Source organism: Pseudomonas sp. NPDC089743, from assembly GCF_044748785.1.
Lineage (GTDB): Bacteria > Pseudomonadota > Gammaproteobacteria > Pseudomonadales > Pseudomonadaceae > Aquipseudomonas > Aquipseudomonas putida_X.
In genome coordinates this window covers 352,154-370,968 of sequence record NZ_JBIVGS010000003.1, presented here as the reverse complement: position 1 = coordinate 370,968, position 18,815 = coordinate 352,154, and the positions used below count along the sequence as shown (strand labels likewise).

At 62.8% G+C, this 18,815-nt stretch carries 15 protein-coding genes; 10 read left to right on the top strand and 5 right to left on the bottom strand.

Going from position 1 to position 18,815, the window contains the following annotated elements:
* Positions 1 to 5: 5 nt before the first annotated feature.
* From ACIPZC_RS08535 to edd, 4 genes are all read right to left on the bottom strand, one after another.
* On the bottom strand, positions 6 to 1,460 hold the full coding sequence (locus ACIPZC_RS08535) for an ATP-binding protein (protein WP_400626186.1): 1,455 nt from the start codon (positions 1,458 to 1,460) through the stop codon (positions 6 to 8).
* The gene (gene gltR / locus ACIPZC_RS08530; RefSeq protein WP_241804282.1) at positions 1,441 to 2,166 is read right to left on the bottom strand and encodes a two-component system response regulator GltR; all 726 of its coding nucleotides are present in this window, start codon (positions 2,164 to 2,166) and stop codon (positions 1,441 to 1,443) included. The genes ACIPZC_RS08535 and gltR overlap by 20 nt, the downstream gene beginning before the upstream one ends.
* Positions 2,167 to 2,360: 194 nt before the next feature.
* Positions 2,361 to 3,320 (bottom strand): glucokinase, encoded by a 960-nt coding sequence (locus ACIPZC_RS08525; RefSeq protein WP_400626184.1) that lies wholly within the window; start codon positions 3,318 to 3,320, stop codon positions 2,361 to 2,363.
* Entirely contained in the window at positions 3,317 to 5,143 is a 1,827-nt protein-coding gene (gene edd, locus ACIPZC_RS08520) for a phosphogluconate dehydratase (RefSeq protein ID WP_400626182.1), read from the bottom strand. Before edd ends, ACIPZC_RS08525 begins: the two co-directional genes overlap by 4 nt.
* A 264-nt stretch (positions 5,144 to 5,407) precedes the next feature.
* Between edd and gap the strand changes: the two genes are divergently transcribed.
* From gap to ACIPZC_RS08490, 6 genes are all read left to right on the top strand, one after another.
* Entirely contained in the window at positions 5,408 to 6,409 is a 1,002-nt protein-coding gene (gene gap / locus ACIPZC_RS08515; protein ID WP_400626180.1) for a type I glyceraldehyde-3-phosphate dehydrogenase, read from the top strand.
* Between the two features lie 164 nt (positions 6,410 to 6,573).
* Positions 6,574 to 7,086 carry an RNA polymerase sigma factor gene (locus tag ACIPZC_RS08510; RefSeq protein WP_241804278.1) on the top strand — a complete coding sequence of 171 codons (513 nt, stop codon included), beginning with the start codon at positions 6,574 to 6,576 and terminating at the stop codon, positions 7,084 to 7,086.
* Between the two features lie 90 nt (positions 7,087 to 7,176).
* Positions 7,177 to 8,139 (top strand): FecR family protein, encoded by a 963-nt coding sequence (locus ACIPZC_RS08505; RefSeq protein ID WP_400626178.1) that lies wholly within the window; start codon positions 7,177 to 7,179, stop codon positions 8,137 to 8,139.
* 126 nt (positions 8,140 to 8,265) lie between these two features.
* The gene (locus tag ACIPZC_RS08500; protein WP_400626176.1) at positions 8,266 to 10,851 is read left to right on the top strand and encodes a TonB-dependent receptor; all 2,586 of its coding nucleotides are present in this window, start codon (positions 8,266 to 8,268) and stop codon (positions 10,849 to 10,851) included.
* Positions 10,852 to 11,050: 199 nt separating this feature from the next.
* Positions 11,051 to 11,644, top strand: a complete 594-nt coding sequence (locus ACIPZC_RS08495; RefSeq protein ID WP_400626174.1) for a biliverdin-producing heme oxygenase — start codon at positions 11,051 to 11,053, stop codon at positions 11,642 to 11,644.
* Positions 11,645 to 11,698: 54 nt separating this feature from the next.
* Positions 11,699 to 12,106 carry a YbaN family protein gene (locus tag ACIPZC_RS08490; protein WP_241804274.1) on the top strand — a complete coding sequence of 136 codons (408 nt, stop codon included), beginning with the start codon at positions 11,699 to 11,701 and terminating at the stop codon, positions 12,104 to 12,106.
* Here the strand turns inward: ACIPZC_RS08490 and arcD (ACIPZC_RS08485) are convergent.
* Entirely contained in the window at positions 12,092 to 13,519 is a 1,428-nt protein-coding gene (arcD, locus tag ACIPZC_RS08485; RefSeq protein WP_400626172.1) for an arginine-ornithine antiporter, read from the bottom strand. The genes ACIPZC_RS08490 and arcD (ACIPZC_RS08485) overlap by 15 nt on opposite strands.
* A 436-nt stretch (positions 13,520 to 13,955) precedes the next feature.
* Between arcD (ACIPZC_RS08485) and arcD (ACIPZC_RS08480) the strand changes: the two genes are divergently transcribed.
* The 4 genes from arcD (ACIPZC_RS08480) (at position 13,956) to arcC (ending at position 18,797) form a co-directional block, all read left to right on the top strand.
* Positions 13,956 to 15,383 (top strand): arginine-ornithine antiporter, encoded by a 1,428-nt coding sequence (gene arcD, locus ACIPZC_RS08480; RefSeq protein ID WP_241804272.1) that lies wholly within the window; start codon positions 13,956 to 13,958, stop codon positions 15,381 to 15,383.
* A gap of 32 nt (positions 15,384 to 15,415) precedes the next feature.
* Positions 15,416 to 16,669 carry an arginine deiminase gene (gene arcA / locus ACIPZC_RS08475; RefSeq protein WP_241804271.1) on the top strand — a complete coding sequence of 418 codons (1,254 nt, stop codon included), beginning with the start codon at positions 15,416 to 15,418 and terminating at the stop codon, positions 16,667 to 16,669.
* Between the two features lie 68 nt (positions 16,670 to 16,737).
* Entirely contained in the window at positions 16,738 to 17,748 is a 1,011-nt protein-coding gene (locus ACIPZC_RS08470; RefSeq protein ID WP_241804270.1) for an ornithine carbamoyltransferase, read from the top strand.
* Between the two features lie 119 nt (positions 17,749 to 17,867).
* On the top strand, positions 17,868 to 18,797 hold the full coding sequence (gene arcC / locus ACIPZC_RS08465; RefSeq protein ID WP_400626169.1) for a carbamate kinase: 930 nt from the start codon (positions 17,868 to 17,870) through the stop codon (positions 18,795 to 18,797).
* Positions 18,798 to 18,815: the final 18 nt, after the last annotated feature.

Here is an 18,815-nt window from a genome sequence, read left to right as displayed (position 1 = left end):
TACCGTCACTCAACGCCACGCGGCAGATGGAGGGTCACGCGCAAGCCGCCCTCGCGCAAGTTGAGCAGGCTCACCTCCCCCCCATGGCTGTGGGCAATGTTGCGTGCAATCCCCAAGCCCAAGCCATACCCCTGCTGCTGCCCGGCCAGCCTGAAATGCGGCTCGAACACCTGCTCAAGGCGCTGCTGTGGCACGCCCGGCCCCTGGTCATCCACCTGCAGGACAAAGCCCTGCGCGCTGTCGATGATGCGCAGGTGGGCACGCTCGCCGTATTTGATGGCATTGTCTATCAGGTTGCCGATGCAGCGGCGCAAGGCCAGCGGCTTGCCCGGGTACGGCGCCAGGGCCTGGCCTTCCACGGTGATGCGGCCATCCCCCAGATACGGCTCGGCGAGAATCTCCAGGACCTGGTTGAGATCGACCGGCTCGATGTTCTCGTGGATGTCAGTGTCTTTCACGCATTGCAAAGCGCCTTTGACCAACAGCTCCAGCTCATCGAGATCCTGACTGAACTTGGCCTGCATGCGCTCATCTTCCAACAGTTCCACACGCAGCCGCAGCCGGGTGATAGGCGTGCGCAGGTCGTGGGAAATGGCGCTGAACAACTGACTGCGCTCGGTGAGGTAGCGGCTTATACGCTCACGCATGCTGTTGAACGCTCGCCCGACCTCGACCACCTCGCTGCCACCGCCCTCGGGCACTGGCGCCACATCGGCGCCCAGCGACAGATCCCGCGCGGCCCGCGCCAGGCGTTTGAGTGGCCAGCTCTGCCAGTGCACCAGCAGGCCGATGAACAACAGCAGCAAGGCGGTGGTCAGGACGATGAAGCCGATCTGCTGGCGTGGCAGGCGCTCGGCTTCAAGGCCGGTGTAGGGCTCAGGCAGCAACGAGGCGATGTACAGCCACTCGTCTTCGCCCAGGCGAATCTGCGTGACCAGTACGGGCGGGTTGAGTGGCTCCAGGGTCAGCGAGTAATGCGCCCAGGAACGCGGCAGCTCATCGAGCTTGAGGCCGCTGTTGAAGATGCGCAGATCATCGGGGGCGACGAACTCGACAGAAATTTCCATCTGGGCGCCCAGCCGTTCATGCAGTACCTGCTGAAACACTTCGATCACCGCCCGCTTGCGTGGCGTAAGGGGCAATACCGGCATGTCCAGGGGCTTGTCGTTGAGCGACACGAAAAAACGCGTCCCCCCCATGCTGCGCAACTGGTCCAGTACCATCGGCCGGTAGGCCACCGGCAAAGAACGGAAATAACTGACGCTGGCACTCATCGAATGGGCCAGGCTGCCGGCACTGGCGCGCAGGCCTTGCATCTGGCTGGCACGTAGCTGCGTGACCCAGATGACGCTGGACAAGCCCTGCGCCAGCAGCACCACCAGCAAGGTCAACAGCAGCATGCGCCCCAGCAGCGAGCGCGGCAGCAAGCGCCAGCGCCGCTCAGGACGCACAGCAGACATGCGCAGCCAGCAGGTAACCACTGCCGCGTACCGTGCGGATCAGCCGTGGCGGTTTGTCGGTGTCGCGCAGACGCTGGCGCAGGCGGCTGACCGCCATGTCAACGATACGGTCCAGCGGCATCGGCTCACGGCCCCGGGTAGCGTTGCCGATGGTATCGCGGTCGAGGATCTGTTGAGGATGATCGAGAAACAGCTTGAGCAGGGCGAAGTCGGCACCGGAAAGGATCACCTCCTCTCCATCGCGGTGGAACAGCCGGTGGCTGACCGTGTCCAGGCGCCAGTCGTCGAAGGCCAGTACCGCGCTGGCTGGGGCGGCCTGGCCGAATTCCGCACGCCGCAGCAGGGCCTTGATGCGCGCCTGCAGCTCCCGCGGGCTGAACGGCTTGCCCAGGTAATCGTCCGCCCCGAGCTCAAGGCCGATGACCCGGTCGGCCTCGTCGGAACTGGCGGTCAGCATGATGATCGGTACCCGCGACTGGCGCGGGTGCTGGCGCACCCAGCGACACAGGCTGAAGCCGTCCTCGTCGGGCAGCATCACATCGAGAATGACCAGATCGCAGTGAGTGTTTTCCAGAGCGTGGCGAAAACCTTGCCCATCGGCTTGGGCATGCACCTGGAAGCCAGCGCGGCTCAGGTAGGTTTGCAACAGCTCGCGGATTTCCTGATCGTCATCCACCATCAGGATCGATTTACCGGCAGTGCTCAAGGTGTCCCGCCCTCTTGTTGTCGCAGGTCTTTTGCCTGCTTCGGGGGCCGCTTCGCGCCCCAATCGCCGGCAAGCCGGCTCCCACCGATAGCGAGTGCCCCCATTGTTACCGAGTGCTCTCACTGATACCCAGTGCTGTAGCGACCTGCGTGGGAGCCGGCTTGCCGGCGATCGGGCCGCAAAGCGGCCCCCTCTCAATGATCCAGAGCCTGCTGTAATGCCACGCCAGCGCCCAGCAGTCCAGAAAACTCTGCCGTCACCAACCACACCGGCACACCCGCGAAATACCCGCTCATGCAGCCCTTGTCGGCAAAACTTGCAGCAAACCCGCTACGCATGAACAGCTCGGCAAACCGCGGAATCACACCGCCGACAATATAAACCCCACCGCGCGCGCCAAGGGTCAGAACATTGTTACCTGCCACGCGCCCGAGGAAGCGGCAGAACTGTTCGACGACCGCCAGAGCCCGAGGCTCACCACTCAGGGCGGCATCGGTGATTTCGGCTGGTGTCTTGTGCCGGACCGTATCACCGTCCAGCGCACAGATGGCCTGGTACAAACGCAGCAGGCCGCCACCGCTGAGCACGGTTTCAGCGCTGACATGGCCAATCTGCCCGTGAATCTGCTGATGGATCGCCGCTTCGCGGGCATTGCCTACCGGCAGGTCGACGTGCCCGCCCTCACCGGGCAACGCCAGCCAATGCTGCTCACCCAGGCGCAGCAGGCTGCCGACGCCAAGGCCGGTGCCCGGCCCGATCACCAGTGCAGGTCGCGCCGGGTCGGCCTTGCCAGGGCACACCTGGCGCACCTCGTGCGCTTGCAGCCGGGTCATGCCCAGGGCCATCGCCGTGAAGTCGTTGATCAGCAGCAGCTGATCAACCTGCAAAGTCTTGCAGAACGCACTGCGGCTCAGCCGCCAATGATTGTTGGTAAAGCGAAACTCATCACCGTCGACCGGCCCGGCCACCGCCAGGCACACCGCCGACAACCCGCCACGGGCGATGCCTTGGCTGTGCAGGTAAGCTTCGATGGCTTGCTCCGGGCTGGTGTAGTCAGCCGTGGCGAAAACTTTCACCTGGTGCAGCTGGTTGTCACGCCACAACGCAAAACGGGCATTGGTGCCACCGATGTCGCCAACCAGCAGGTCCTTCATTTGAGGTTCTCCAGGGCCGAGGTAAAGGCGCTGGCGCCCTGCTCGGCCGAGCTGAACGCCATGCGCATGAAGCCGAACAGCTCGCGCCCGCAGCCCAGGTCGTTGCCCTGGGGCGGCGGGGGCAGGTCGCGGCTGGCCAGTTCCTCGGCCGACACCTTGAGCTGCAGCGTGCCTTCGACACCATCTACCCGCACGATATCACCATCGCGCACCCGTGCCAGCGGCCCACCATCGAAGGCTTCAGGGCAGACATGGATAGCGGCCGGGATCTTGCCCGATGCACCCGACATGCGCCCATCGGTGACCAGTGCGACTTTATAGCCGCGGTCCTGCAGCACACCGAGGAACGGCGTCAGCTTGTGCAGCTCCGGCATGCCGTTGCAACGCGGCCCCTGGAAGCGCACCACAGCCACGAAGTCGCACTCCAGTTCGCCGGCCTTGAACGCGTCAGCCAGCGACTGTTGGTCCTGGAACACCCGTGCCGGGGCCTCGACGACCTGATGCTCGGGGGCCACCGCAGACACCTTCATCACGCCGCGCCCAAGGTTGCCTTCCATCACCCGCAGCCCGCCTTCGGCCGAGAACGGCCGCGCCACTGGCCGCAGGATGCTCTCGTCCAGGCTCTGCTGCGGGCCCTCGCGCCAGACCAGCTTGCCGTTGTCGAGGAACGGTTCCTGCGTGTAGCGGCGCAACCCACGGCCGGCGACGGTGTTGACGTCTTCGTGCAGCAAGCCGGCATCGAGCAGCTCGCGGATCAGGAACGACATGCCGCCGGCAGCCTGGAAGTGATTGATGTCGGCCTTGCCGTTGGGGTAGACGTGGGACAGGGTCGGCACCACCTCGGACAGGTCGGCCATGTCCTGCCAGGTGAGCTGGATACCTGCCGCCTGGGCGATCGCCGGCATGTGCAGGGTGTGGTTGGTAGACCCGCCGGTGGCATGCAGGGCCACGATGGAGTTGACCAGCGATTTTTCATCGACGATCTCGCCCAAGGGCATGAAGCTGCCACTGGCCTTGGTCATGCGCGTCACTTGCTGCGCGGCCTCGGCGGTCAGCGCGTCGCGAAGTGGCGTGTACGGGTTGACGAAGGAGGCGCCCGGCAGGTGCAGCCCCATCACCTCCATCACCAACTGGTTGGTGTTGGCGGTGCCGTAGAAGGTGCACGTGCCCGGGCTGTGGTAGGACTTCATCTCCGACTCCAGCAGCTCCTCGCGGCTGGCCTTGCCCTCGGCATAGCGCTGCCGCACATCGGCCTTCTGCTTGTTGGAGATGCCGGAAACCATTGGCCCACCCGGCACGAAAATGGTCGGCAGATGGCCGAAGCGCAGCGCGCCCATCATCAAGCCGGGAACAATCTTGTCGCAAATGCCCAGCATCAGCGCAGCGTCGAACATGTTGTGCGACAGTGCCACTGCAGTGGACATGGCGATCACCTCACGGCTGGCGATGGCCAGTTCCATGCCTGGCTCACCCTGGGTCACGCCGTCGCACATGGCCGGCACACCACCGGCGAACTGGCCGACGGAGCCAACCTCGCGCAGGGCCTTCTTGATCTGTTCGGGGAAATGCACGTACGGCTGGTGCGCTGAGAGCATGTCGTTGTAGGCCGAGACGATGGCCACGTTGGCGGCATTCATCAGGCGCAGGCTCTGCTTGTCGTCGGCGCCACACCCGGCCACGCCATGGGCGAAGTTGGCGCACTGCAGGCTGGCCCGCATGGGTCCGTCACTGGCCGCGCCGCGAATCAGCTGCAGGTAGCGTTCACGGGTGGCACGGCTGCGTTCGGTCAGCCGTTGGGTGACCTCAAGGATGCGCGGGTGCATGTACTGGACTCCAGGCTAGCGGTAAGGGCGGTTTACCAGGCATTTCCCCTCCAAACGATTGCGGCCTAGGCTCCTGTGTAAGAGACCCTGCGCATCGAGACGGCGGCATGCCCGACCACTCGTTGTATATTTAAACAAAATACTGCCAGTAAAAAGGCTTGTTTTCTATCGCTCAGTGAATAATCTTGTAATTCCAACAACAAAACCGTTTCAGTGAAGCTGCTTCGTGCCAAAGGTTTCACTCGAACTGCCAGAGGTACTGCCATGACACTACGTATCGCCATAAACGGATTCGGCCGCATCGGTCGCAATGTCCTGCGCGCACTGTATACCCAAGGCTACCGCCACGACCTGCAGGTCGTCGCCATCAACGACCTGGGCGACAGCAACATGAACGCCCACCTGCTCAAGTACGACAGCGTACACGGTACATTCGATGCGTCGGTGCAAGCCGATCACGAGAGCCTGACGGTCAATGGTGACCGTATCGCGGTAAGCGCCATCCGTAATCCGGCCGAGCTGCCCTGGAAGGCGGAGGCGATCGACGTGGTGTTCGAGTGCACCGGGCTCTTCACCGACCGCGCCAAGGCCGCAGCGCACCTGGCAGCGGGGGCTGGCAAGGTGATCGTCTCGGCACCGGCCAAGGGCGCCGACGCCACCGTGGTGTACGGCGTCAACCACGACATCCTGCGTGCCTCGCACCAGGTCATTTCCAACGCCTCCTGCACCACCAACTGCCTGGCGCCGATCGCCCAGGTACTGGACCGCGAGTTCGGCATCGAGCAGGGGCTGATGACCACCATCCATGCCTACACCAACGACCAGGTGCTGACCGACGTCTACCACAGCGACCCGTACCGGGCGCGCTCGGCCACCCAATCGATGATCCCGAGCAAGACCGGCGCCGCCGAAGCCGTGGGCCTGGTCTTGCCAGAGCTGGCCGGCAAGCTCACCGGCATGGCGGTACGGGTACCGGTGATCAACGTGTCGCTGGTCGACCTCACCGTCAACCTCAAGCGCGAGGCCACGGCCGAGCAGGTCAACCAGCTGTTCCTCGAAGCCAGCCGGCACTCCAAGGTGCTCGGCTACAATGCCCTGCCGCTGGTCTCCTGCGATTTCAATCACAACCCCTTGTCGTCGATCTTCGATGCCAACCATACCCGCGCCAACGGCAGGATGCTCAAGGTGCTGGCCTGGTATGACAACGAGTGGGGCTTCTCCAACCGCATGCTGGATAACTGCCTGGCGTTGTGCAGCGCCCGCTGAGCACGCCCGTTGCGCCAGGAACGACGTTGGGGCTGCTCAGCAGCCCTTTCGCGCCTTCACGCCGCGCCCTCAGACAATCTTTACCTTTTCCTAACAATTCCAGGCTTGACCTCCAGGCAAGATGATAAGCATTATCATTAACCTTTCGTCGGCCAGGTCCCCCTGTGAGTCAGTCCCGGTTCAATTCTGTCTTCCTCGTTCAGCGCCTCCCCCTACTGCGAACCTTGCAACGCATGGTGGGCAACCCCAGCACCGCCGAGGACCTGCTTCAGGAAACCTACCTGCGGGTGTCACGCGCCCTGGGGGAGCGGCCCATCGAACACCTTGAGCCTTTCGTGTTCCAGACCGCGCGCAACCTGGCCCTGGACCATCTGCGCGCACGCCGGGTGCAGGCGCGCATGCTGGTGGACGATGTGCCCGAAGAAATCCTCCACAACGTCGCCGCGCCGCTGAGCAGCAGCGAAGATGCCGCACACGCCGAGCAGCTGCTCAAGCACCTGAGCGTCAGCCTCAACCAGTTGAGTGAACGTCAGCAGCGTATTTTCATCCTCAGCCGCCTGCACGGTGCCAGCTACCTGGAAATTGCCGAGCAACTGAATGTCTCGGCCAGCACGGTCCAGAAGGAACTGAAGCTGATCATGGCAATCTGCATGGGTGTGGCCGAACGTTTGAAGTGAGGCGACCGCTGGCCACCCTACTTCGGCGAAGCGCTTGCCACGCCCCGCCTAAGCCTTGATCATTCGGGAAAATCATTTCAAGGATTCACCGTGACCGACAGCTGCGCCCCTCGCCCGCCCACCAACGGGCCCAATGCCCGTGCCCGAGCGATGGACGAAGCGCTGGACTGGCTGGTACGTCTGCAATGCGCCACAGAAGCCGACACCCTGGCCTTCGAGCAGTGGCTCAGTGCTGCGCCGGAAAACGCCGAAGCCTACGTCGAAGCCGAAGCCCTGTGGAACGGTTCCCCCCTGCGTCAGGCTGCCATGAAGATGGACCAGGGCCGGCGACGCTCGGTAGGCGGGCGCCTGCGCGCCCACTGGAAACCCCTGGCCACTGCCGCAGTGCTGCTGGTCGGCCTGTTCACCGTCGGCAACCTGCCGATGCGCCTGCAAGCTGATCATCTGACCGTGGTGGGCGAGCGTCAGCGCCTGCAACTCGATGACGGCGCCAAGGTGCTGCTCAATACCGACTCGGCCTTCGCCAGCGATCTGCGCGACGGCCGTCAGGTGGCCCAGCTGCTACAAGGCGAGGCGTATTTCCAGGTACCCGGTGGCAGCCAACCCCCCCTGGAAGTTCAGGCCGGCCCGCTACGGGCACAGGTGCGCGACACGGATTTTGCCGTGCGCTACCTCGATGGCGAAGCACAGGTCCGGGTACAGCGCGGCGATGTCGACCTGCAGGCCGCCAGCGACCAGCGGATCCGCCTGAGCGCCGGCGACAGTATCAGCGTCGGCCCGAAAGGCTTCGGCCAGCGCCAGCGCCCGGACATGCACAAGGACCTCGCCTGGGTCGATGGGCGCCTGGTGTTCGAAAACTGCCCACTTAGCCAGGTGCTGGCCGAGGTGCGGCGCTATTACCCTGGCTGGATCATCAACCGCAACGCCCACCTGGGCGATATCGCGGTCACCGGCAACTACCGCCTCGACCAGCCGCTGGAGACCTTGCGCGCGCTGGCCCATATCACCTCGGCACAGCTGCACGAATACCCCGCCGTGGTCATCCTCAACTGACCTGAACATTATTTTTACGCGATCGCCCTGGCCCGCCCGTCTCGTTATAGCCAATGCAACTGATTCTTGTTTGAAAACAGGAACGGTAATCACCTATAACAGTTCGCGCGTCAGGGAGCGCTTTCGATGTCCACAGGTCCAACTCGCCCGTCCCACCTTCCCCGCCGTACCGGCCAACTGTCCCTGCTGACCCTGGCCCTGCTCGCCAGTGGCGCCTGCGGCCTGCCGGCGCTGGCCGCGGACCCTGCGCAGGCAACAACCCCGCGCATGGGCGGCTACCGCTTCAGCATCGCCCAGCAGCCCCTGGTCGAGGCCGTCAATGCCTTCAGCCAGGTGACCGGCTGGCAGGTGGGCTTCAGCGCCGAACTGGCCGAGGGTGTGGATTCGCCAGGCGTCCGCGGCTCGCTGCCTCCGGAAGCAGCGCTGAAACAACTGCTGCAAGGTACCGGCCTGGGCTATCGCAAGATCAGCAACGGTAATGTGGTGCTGGAGCGTCAGGCGGGCAACGCCATTGCCCTGCAGCAAATGACCGTCAGCGCGACCCGCAGCGCTCAGGATGTCAGCCAGGTACCCAGCACCGTGAGCGTGCAGACCCGCGAACAGCTGGACCGGCAGAACGTCAATGACATCCAGGAACTGGTGCGCTACGAGCCTGGCGTGTCGGTCGGCGGCGTGGGCCAGCGCAGCGGCCTGAACGGCTACAACATCCGCGGTATCGACGGCGAGCGCATCCTCACCCAGATCGACGGTGTGTCGATCCCCGACAGCTTCTTCTACGGCCCCTACGCCCAGACGCAGCGCAACTACGTCGACCCTGAAATCGTCAAGCGCGTGGAGATCCTGCGCGGCCCGGCCTCGGTGCTGTATGGCAGCAACGCCATCGGTGGCGCGGTGAGCTACTTCACCCTCGACCCGGACGACATCATCAAGCCCGGCAGGGACGTGGGCGCGCGCCTGAAGACCGGCTACAGCTCGGCCGACGATAGTTGGCTGACCTCTGCCACCGTGGCCGGCCGCCAGGGCGACTTCGACGGCCTGCTGCATGTGAGCCAGCGCAATGGCCACGAAACCGAATCGTATGGCGAACACGGCGGCACCGGGCTGTCACGCACCGAAGCCAACCCGGAAGATGTGCGCACCACCAACGTGCTGGCCAAGCTGGGCTGGAACTATGCCGACGACGCACGCTTTGGCTTGACCTATGAGCGCTACAAGGACGACCGCGACCAGAACATCCTCAGCGCCGTGGGAGGGCCGTTCATTCCAGGCTTTGGTGCCATGAACGCCTACCGCACGCGCCAGGGCAACGACACCGTCACCCGCGAGCGCTTCGGCATCAACCACGAGTTCGGCCTCGACAGCCTGGTCGCCGACCACGTGAAATGGAGCCTGAACTACCAGATCGCCAAGACCGACCAGCGTACCGATGAGCTGTATGTCGCGTCGGGGCGGCAGGTGCTGCGCGACCGCCAGACCACCTACAAGGACCGCCAATGGGTGTTCGATGCCCAGCTGGACAAAGCTTTCAGCATCGGCCAGACCGATCACCTGCTGACCTACGGCACCACCATAAAGCATGAAGAAGTGACCGGCTCACGCAGCGGCTCCGGCACCTGTGTGGCCATTGGCGGTACCTGCACCGCCATCGGCCAGGACAGCTCGCGCGACGGCCAGGCCCTGGTCAGCGATTTCCCGGACCCGACCATCAACACCTACAGCCTGTTCGTGCAGGATGAGATCCGCTGGAACAACTGGACCTTCCTGCCCGGTGCCCGCTACGACTACACGCGCATGGAGCCGAAATTCACCGACGAATTCCTGCGGGGCATCCAAGGCTCCGGAGCCGCCCCTGGCAGCCTCGATGATTCGGACAAGAAGTGGCACCGCTTGTCGCCCAAGTTCGGCCTGACCTACGCCTTCAACGAAAACTACACCTGGTACGGCCAATACGCCGAAGGCTTCCGCACACCGACTGCCAAGTCGATGTACGGCCGCTTCGAGAACCCGACACTGGGCTACAGCGTGCAGGGCAACCCCGGGCTTGAGCCGGAGAAGAGCAAGAGCTACGAGACCGGCCTGCGCGGCAATTTCGACGCCGGTAACTTCAGCGCTGCGGTGTTCTACAACAAGTACCGCGACTTCATCGACGAAGACGCCGTGCAGTCGGCCAACCTGGAAACCACCTTCCAGGCCAACAACATCAAGCACGCCACCATCAAGGGCGCAGAGGTCAAAGGCCGCCTCAACCTCGACCATTTCGGTGCTCCGGAGGGGCTCTACACCCAAGGCTCGATCGCCTACGCCCACGGCCGCAACGACGACAACGGCCAGCCGCTGAACAGCGTCAACCCACTGACCGGCGTGTTCGGCCTGGGGTATGAGCAGCCCAATTACGGTGGTCTGTTGAGCTGGACCCTGGTCAAGCGCAAGACCCGCGTCGACGACACTACGTTCTTCGCCCCGGACGGACAGAGCTCGCAGTTCCGTACCCCTGGCTACGGCGTGCTGGACCTGAGCGGTTTCTACAAGGTGACCGACGACGTAACGGTCAACGCTGGGCTGTACAACCTGACCGACAAGAAATACTGGCAGTGGGACTCGGTGCGCGGCTACGACGGCCAGGGTGAGGCGGGCGTGACCCAGCCGGCCAACCTCGACCGCCTGACCATGCCAGGGCGCAACTTCGCCATCAATGTGGTGTGGGATATCTGACTAAGCTGATCGGTACTGGCCCTATCGCCGGCAAGCCCCCACAGCTACGCCACTGAACCTGAGGGCAGTGGCTACCCTGTGGGGGCTGGCTTGCCGGCGACAGGGCCGTTACTGACAACACGAAAAACCAGTTTTTTTACTCTCCCCACGCCGCTGTTTCGTCTTGTCCCTAGACGCCACCCATTCCCAAGGAAACACCATGACCGACCGCCCAGCCCTGCGCTCGCAACGTCTCAACCAGGTCACCCACGCACCGCACACCGAGCTCGATGCGCTGGTCAAATCGCATGCGCCGTTCGACAGCCGCGAGAGTTTCGCCCGCTTCGTCGTCGCCCAGTACCTGTTCCAATCCGAACTGCAGGCCCTGTACAACGACCCGAAACTGATCGCCATCGTGCCTGACCTGGCCCAGCGCTGCCGCGCCGAACAAGCCCGCCTGGACCTGGCAGACCTCAACACCGAAGTACCGGCTGCAGTACCCGGCGCCTTGCGCGACCCAAGCCTGGCAGAGGCGTTGGGCTGGATCTTCGTCTCCGAAGGCTCCAAACTGGGCGCCGCATTTCTGATCAAACGGGCCGTGGCCCTGGGGCTGTCCGACAGCTTTGGCGCCCGCCACCTGGGCGAACCGGCCGGAGGCCGCGCCGAAGGCTGGAAGCAGTTCACCCGAACCCTCGATGGCCTGGCGCTGTCTGCCGAAGACGACGCTGCAGCCGAGCGCGGCGCTGTGGCCGCCTTCGAGCGCTTCACCGAACTGCTCAAACATGCCTACGCCGCCGACAGCGCGCTGGCCTGATATGCTCTACCCGGCCGCCCTTCCGGTGGCCGGACCGTTTTCTGCAGTGAGACCATGACCCGACCTGCCCGCTCGAAACTTTCGCGCCTGCTCTATGGCATCCTGGCTTACGTGAGCCTGGGTATCGGCCTGGTCGCCATCGTCATTCCTGGCCTGCCGACCACCGAGTTCATCCTCCTGGCTGCCTGGGCAGCGACACGCAGCTCGCCGCGCCTGTCGGCATGGCTGGAGAACCACAGGCTGTTCGGCCCCATCCTGTTCAACTGGCGCAATGGCAAGGTCATCCAACGCCGGGCGAAGGTCAGCGCAACCCTCAGCATGCTGCTGTGCGCTGGCCTGATGCTGGCGTTCCTCGACCATCACTGGCCGGTGTTTCTGGCCATCGCCGGCATGGCCCTGGGCAACCTGTGGATCTGGTCACGGCCAGAGCAGGCATGCCCGCCTGCCTCACAGGCTCAGTAGCCCTGAATACAGCGCATAAGCGGCCAGGGCCGCGCCAATCAGCACCGCGGCAAAGATCACCTTCTCCCACGTGGTGAACAGCACCTGGCCTTGCTCACGCTTGGCCCGGGCGAACAGGATCACCCCTGGCGCGTACAGCAATGCCGAGAGCAGCAGGTACTTGAGCCCGCCGGCATACAGCAGCCACACCGCATACAACAGTGCCACCAACGCCACCAACAGGTCCTTGCGGCGCAGCGCCTCCTGCCCGGCATAACTGTCCCCGCGCAGCGCCAACAGCACCGCATAGGCAGCCGACCACAGGTACGGCACCAGGATCATCGACGACGCCAGGTAGATCAGGCTGGTGTAGGTACCCGCCGAAACCAGGGTGATCAGCAAGAACCCCTGGATCATGCAGTTGGTCAGCCACAGGGCATTGGCCGGCACATGGTTGGCATTTTCCTTGGCCAAAAAGCGCGGCATGGTCTTGTCCCGGGCCGTGGCGAAGAGGATTTCTGCACACAGCAGCGCCCAGGAGAGCAAGGCGCCGAGCAGCGAAACTGCCAGGCCGATGCTGATCAGCAACGCGCCCCATGGCCCGACGATGTGCTCAAGCACCGAGGCCAGTGAGGGGTTCTGCAAGCCGGCCAGTTCCGGCTGGGTCATCACCCCCAGCGACAGCACGTTGACCAGCACCAGCAGCGCCAGTACCCCGAGAAAACCGATCACCGTGGCCTTGCCCACATCCGTCCGGCGCAGCGCCCGCCCCGAATAGACGCTGGCGCCTTCGATGCCGATGAACACGAATACGGTGACCAGCATCATGTTGCGCACCTGGTCCAGCACATTGCCGAACTGCGGGTTGCTCACGCCCCAGATATCCCGAGTGAAGATGTCGGCGCGGAAGGCGAAGGCGGCAATGACGATGAAGATCAGCAGCGGCACCACCTTGGCCACGGTGGTCACCTGGTTGATGAACGCCGCCTCCTTGATGCCACGCAGCACCAGAAAGTGCACCGACCACAGCAGCAACGAGGCACAGCCGATGGCAATGGGCGTATTGCCCTCACCGAACACCGGAAAATAGAAGCCAAGGGTACTGAACAGCAGCACGAAGTACCCCACGTTGCCCAGCCAGGCGCTGATCCAGTACCCCCACGCTGACGAAAAGCCCATGTAATCGCCAAACCCTGCCTTGGCATAGGCATACACTCCTGAATCCAGCTCAGGCTTGCAGTTGGCCAACGTCTGGAACACGAAGGCCAGCGCCAGCATGCCCACCGCCGTGATACCCCAACCAATCAGCACGGCACCGACATCCGCGCGCGCGGCCATGTTCTGTGGCAATGAAAAGATGCCGCCGCCGATCATCGAACCGACCACCAGTGCTATCAACGCGCCTAAGCGCAGTTTCTGTCCTGGTTCGCTCATGCGATTCCCCGCCTGTCGTTCGTGTTGTCATACCGCTGAAACAGCTTTATCAGTATATGAATAAGGCTGCTTATAATAGACAAAGCCATTAAAGCTATAGCACTCATAACTCTTTTGTCTATACCAGCTATCCCAGATAAACGCTTGTCCGACGTGCAACTTTAATCCCTCGATCACCCCTGGCATTTGTTGAGAAAAGTTTGCGAAAACTGCAAAAGCGACTAGCGTCAGAGTTCGCAGGCTGAACACGGCGTTTGTTTTGGTTGTGCATGGAGGTGCCAGGGTACAGGGCCTGCAACAGGGCTGTCGGCACGCTCCAGGAGTCAAGTGAAGGAAATTTCCTACTTCACAACGCCATGAACTGATCCATGTCAGATCATGGCCACGGCGACGGTTTTAATCTGTCGTCAACGTTCTCCTGGTATGGAGTTGTTAAATGTCTGATTCTTCCGGAAAACTTAAACTTGGCGCACTCGTTGCACTCGTCGTCGGTTCGATGATTGGTGGCGGTATATTCTCGTTGCCGCAAAACATGGCCGCGAGCGCAGGGGTTGGCGCCGTACTGATCGGCTGGGCAATCACCGCAGTGGGCATGCTGACCCTGGCCTTCGTGTTCCAGACCCTGGCCAATCGCAAGCCTGATCTGGACGGCGGGGTATACGCCTACGCCAAGGCCGGCTTCGGTGACTACATGGGCTTCTCCTCGGCCTGGGGCTACTGGATCAGTGCCTGGCTGGGCAACGTCGGTTACTTCGTGCTGCTGTTCAGCACCCTAGGCTACTTCTTCCCCATCTTCGGCGAAGGCAACACCCCGGCCGCCATCATCGGCGCATCGGTGCTGCTGTGGGCAGTGCACTTCCTGGTCCTGCGCGGCATCAAGGAAGCGGCGTTCATCAACCTGGTCACCACCGTTGCCAAGGTGGTGCCGCTGGTGCTGTTCGCGCTGATCTGCCTGTTCGCCTTCCGGCTCGACATCTTCACCGCTGACATCTGGGCCACCGGTACGCCGGAACTGGGCAGCGTGATGAACCAGGTGCGCAACATGATGCTGGTCACCGTCTGGGTGTTCATCGGCATCGAGGGTGCGAGCATTTTCTCCTCGCGAGCGGAAAAACGCGCCGACGTCGGCAAGGCCACGGTCATCGGCTTCATCACCGTGTTGCTGTTCTTGGTGCTGGTCAACGTGTTGTCGCTGGGTGTGATGACTCAACCGGAACTGGCCAAACTGCAAAACCCGTCGATGGCGGCCGTGCTGGAGCACGTGGTTGGCCATTGGGGCGCGGTGCTGATCAGCGTCGGCCTGATCATCTCGCTGCTCGGCGCACTGCTGTCGTGGGTGCTGCTGTGCGCCGAGATCATGTTCGCCGCAGCCAAAGACCACACCATGCCGGAGTTCCTGCGCCGCGAAAATGCCAACCAGGTGCCGGCCAACGCCCTGTGGCTGACCAATGCCATGGTGCAGATCTTCCTGGTGATCACACTGTTCTCCGCCAGCACTTACCTGTCACTGATCTACCTCGCCACCTCGATGATTCTGGTGCCCTACCTGTGGTCGGCAGCCTATGGCTTCTTGCTGGCCATGCGCGGTGAAACCTACGAGCAGGCCGCCAGCGAACGCAATAAAGACCTGCTCATCGGCGCCATCGCACTGATCTACGCCATCTGGCTGTTGTATGCAGGCGGCATGAAGTACCTGCTGCTCTCGGCCTTGCTGTATGCCCCTGGGGTCATCCTGTTCGCCAAGGCCAAGCGTGAAATTGGCCAACCGATCTTCACCAACGTGGAAAAACTGATCTTCGCGGCTGTGGTCATCGGCGCCCTGGTGGCGGCCTATGGCCTGTATGACGGCTTCCTGACCCTGTGACCCACGTCATCGCTCAATTGGAGGAAAGAACCATGTCCGCTGAAAAACAGAAGTACGGTGTGCACTCCGAAGCCGGCAAACTGCGCAAGGTAATGGTGTGCGCCCCAGGGCTTGCGCACAAGCGCCTGACCCCGAGCAATTGCGACGAACTGCTGTTCGATGATGTGATCTGGGTCGACCAGGCCAAACGCGACCATTTCGACTTCGTCACCAAGATGCGCGAGCGCGGCGTGGATGTGCTGGAGATGCACAACCTGCTGACCGATATCGTGCAGAACAAAGACGCGCTGAAGTGGATCCTTGACCGCAAGATCACCCCTGACACCGTAGGTGTGGGGCTGACCAACGAAGTGCGCAGCTGGCTCGAAGGCCTGGAGCCGCGCCACCTCGCCGAGTTTCTGATCGGCGGTGTGGCCGGCCAGGACCTGCCGCAGAGCGAGGGCGCCGACGTGGTCAAGATGTACAACGACTACCTGGGCCACTCCAGCTTCATTCTGCCGCCGTTGCCGAACACCCAGTTCACCCGCGACACCACCTGCTGGATCTACGGCGGGGTTACGCTGAACCCGATGTACTGGCCGGCACGACGCCAGGAAACGCTGCTGACGACCGCCATCTACAAATTCCACCCGCAGTTCACCGGTGCCGACTTCCAGGTCTGGTACGGCGACCCGGACAAAGAACACGGCAACGCCACCCTTGAAGGCGGTGACGTGATGCCGATCGGCAAAGGCATCGTGCTGATCGGCATGGGCGAGCGCACTTCACGCCAGGCCATCGGGCAGCTGGCGCAGAACCTGTTCGCCAAGGGCGCAGTGGAGAAGGTCATCGTTGCCGGCCTGCCGAAATCCCGCGCGGCGATGCACCTGGACACCGTCTTCAGCTTCTGCGACCGCGACCTGGTGACAATCTTCCCCGAGGTGGTGAAAGAAATCGTGCCGTTCATCATCCGGCCGGACGAAAGCAAGCCCTACGGCATGGACGTACGCCGCGAGAACAAGTCGTTCATCGAAGTGGTGGGCGAGCAACTGGGGGTCAAGCTGCGCGTGGTCGAGACCGGCGGCAACAGCTTCGCCGCCGAGCGCGAACAGTGGGATGACGGCAACAACGTGGTGGCGATGGAGCCTGGCGTGGTCATCGGCTACGACCGCAACACCTACACCAACACCCTGCTGCGCAAGGCTGGCATCGAGGTCATCACCATCAGTGCCGGCGAGCTTGGCCGGGGCCGTGGCGGCGGCCACTGCATGACCTGCCCGATCGTGCGTGACCCCATCGATTACTAACGACCATTTTCCCGGCTGCCCCCACAAGGCGGTGGCCGGGCCGATTACCGAACTCAAGGAGAATCACCATGGCGTTCAACATTCACAACCGCAACCTGCTCAGCCTGGAACACCACACCACCCGCGAGCTGAAGTACCTGCTGGACCTGTCCCGCGACCTCAAGCGTGCCAAGTACACCGGGACCGAGCAGCAGCATCTCAAGGGCAACAACATCGCCCTGATCTTCGAGAAAACCTCGACCCGCACCCGCTGCGCCTTCGAAGTGGCCGCTTATGACCAGGGTGCCAACGTCACCTACATCGATCCCAACTCTTCGCAGATCGGCCACAAAGAAAGCATGAAGGACACCGCCCGGGTACTGGGGCGCATGTACGATGCCATCGAGTATCGCGGCTTCAAGCAGGAAATCGTCGAAGAGCTGGCCAAGTTCGCTGGGGTGCCGGTGTTCAATGGCCTGACCGACGAGTACCACCCGACCCAGATGATCGCCGACGTGCTGACCATGCGTGAGCACAGCGACAAGCCGCTGCACGACATCAGCTATGCCTACCTGGGCGACGCCCGCAACAACATGGGCAACTCGCTGCTGCTGATCGGCGCCAAGCTCGGTATGGACGTGCGTATCGCTGCGCCAAAAGCACTGTGGCCGCATGACGACCTGGTCGAGCGCTGCAAGAAATACGCGGAGGAAAGCGGTGCACGCATCACCCTGACCGAGGACCCGAAAGCCGCGGTCAAAGGTGTGGACTTCGTGCACACCGACGTCTGGGTGTCGATGGGTGAGCCGATCGAAGCCTGGGGCGAGCGCATCAAGCAGCTCAAACCCTATCAGGTGAACACGGAACTGATGAAATCCACCGGCAATCCGCGGACCAAGTTCATGCACTGCCTGCCGGCCTTCCACAATTCCGAAACCAAGGTCGGCAAGCAGATCGCCGAACAGTACCCGGACCTGGCCAATGGCATCGAAGTGACCGACGACGTGTTCGAGTCGCCCGCCTGCATCGCTTTCGAACAGGCGGAAAACCGCATGCACACGATCAAGGCGATCCTGGTGTCGACCCTGGCTGATCTTTAAACGCTGAATAGCTGCAAGCCTCAAGCTCCAAGTTACAAGAACAGCGGCACATGACTGCAGCCCGCCTCATCTTGAGCTTGTAGCTTGGCGCTTGAAGCTGCCCACACAAGGACATTCCCATGCGTATCGTTGTTGCATTGGGCGGCAACGCCCTGCTGCGTCGCGGCGAGCCCATGACCGCTGACAACCAGCGCGCCAATATCCGCACCGCCACGGAGCAAATCGCCAAGATTCACCCCGGCAACGAGCTGGTCATCGCCCACGGTAACGGCCCCCAGGTTGGCTTGCTGTCATTGCAGGCCCTGTCGTACAAACCTGATGAAGCCTACCCGCTGGACGTGCTTGGCGCCGAAACCGAAGGCATGATCGGCTACATGATCGAACAGGAGCTGGGTAACCTGCTGGCGTTCGAAGTGCCGTTCGCCACCCTGCTGACCCAGGTCGAGGTCGATGCCAACGATCCGGCCTTCAAGGACCCTACCAAGTTCATCGGCCCGGTCTACAGCAAGGAAGAAGCCGAACGCCTGGCCAAGGAAAAAGGCTGGGTGGTCAAGGCCGACGGCGACAAGTACCGCCGCGTGGTGGCCAGCCCCAAACCCAAGCGCATCTTCGAGATCCGCCCGATCAAGTGGCTGCTGGAAAAAAACAGCATCGTGATCTGCGCCGGCGGTGGCGGCATCCCCACCATGTACGATGAAAACCGCAAGCTCAAAGGCATCGAAGCGGTCATCGACAAGGACCTGTGCTCGGCGCTGCTGGCCGAGCAATTGGAAGCCGACCTGCTGATAATCGCCACTGACGTCGATGCGGCTTACACCGACTGGGGCAAGCCCACGCAAAAAGCCATTGCCCAGGCCCACCCCGACGAACTCGAACGCCTGGGCTTTGCCGCCGGCTCCATGGGGCCGAAGGTGCAGGCCGCCAGCGATTTTGCCCGCGCCACCGGCAAGGTCGCGGTGATCAGCTCGCTGGAGAATATCGAGGATATCGTCAAGGGCACCGCCGGCACCCGTGTTTCAACCGCCAAGCCAGGCATCAGCTACCGTTGACTGCAGTAGGCGGGCGCA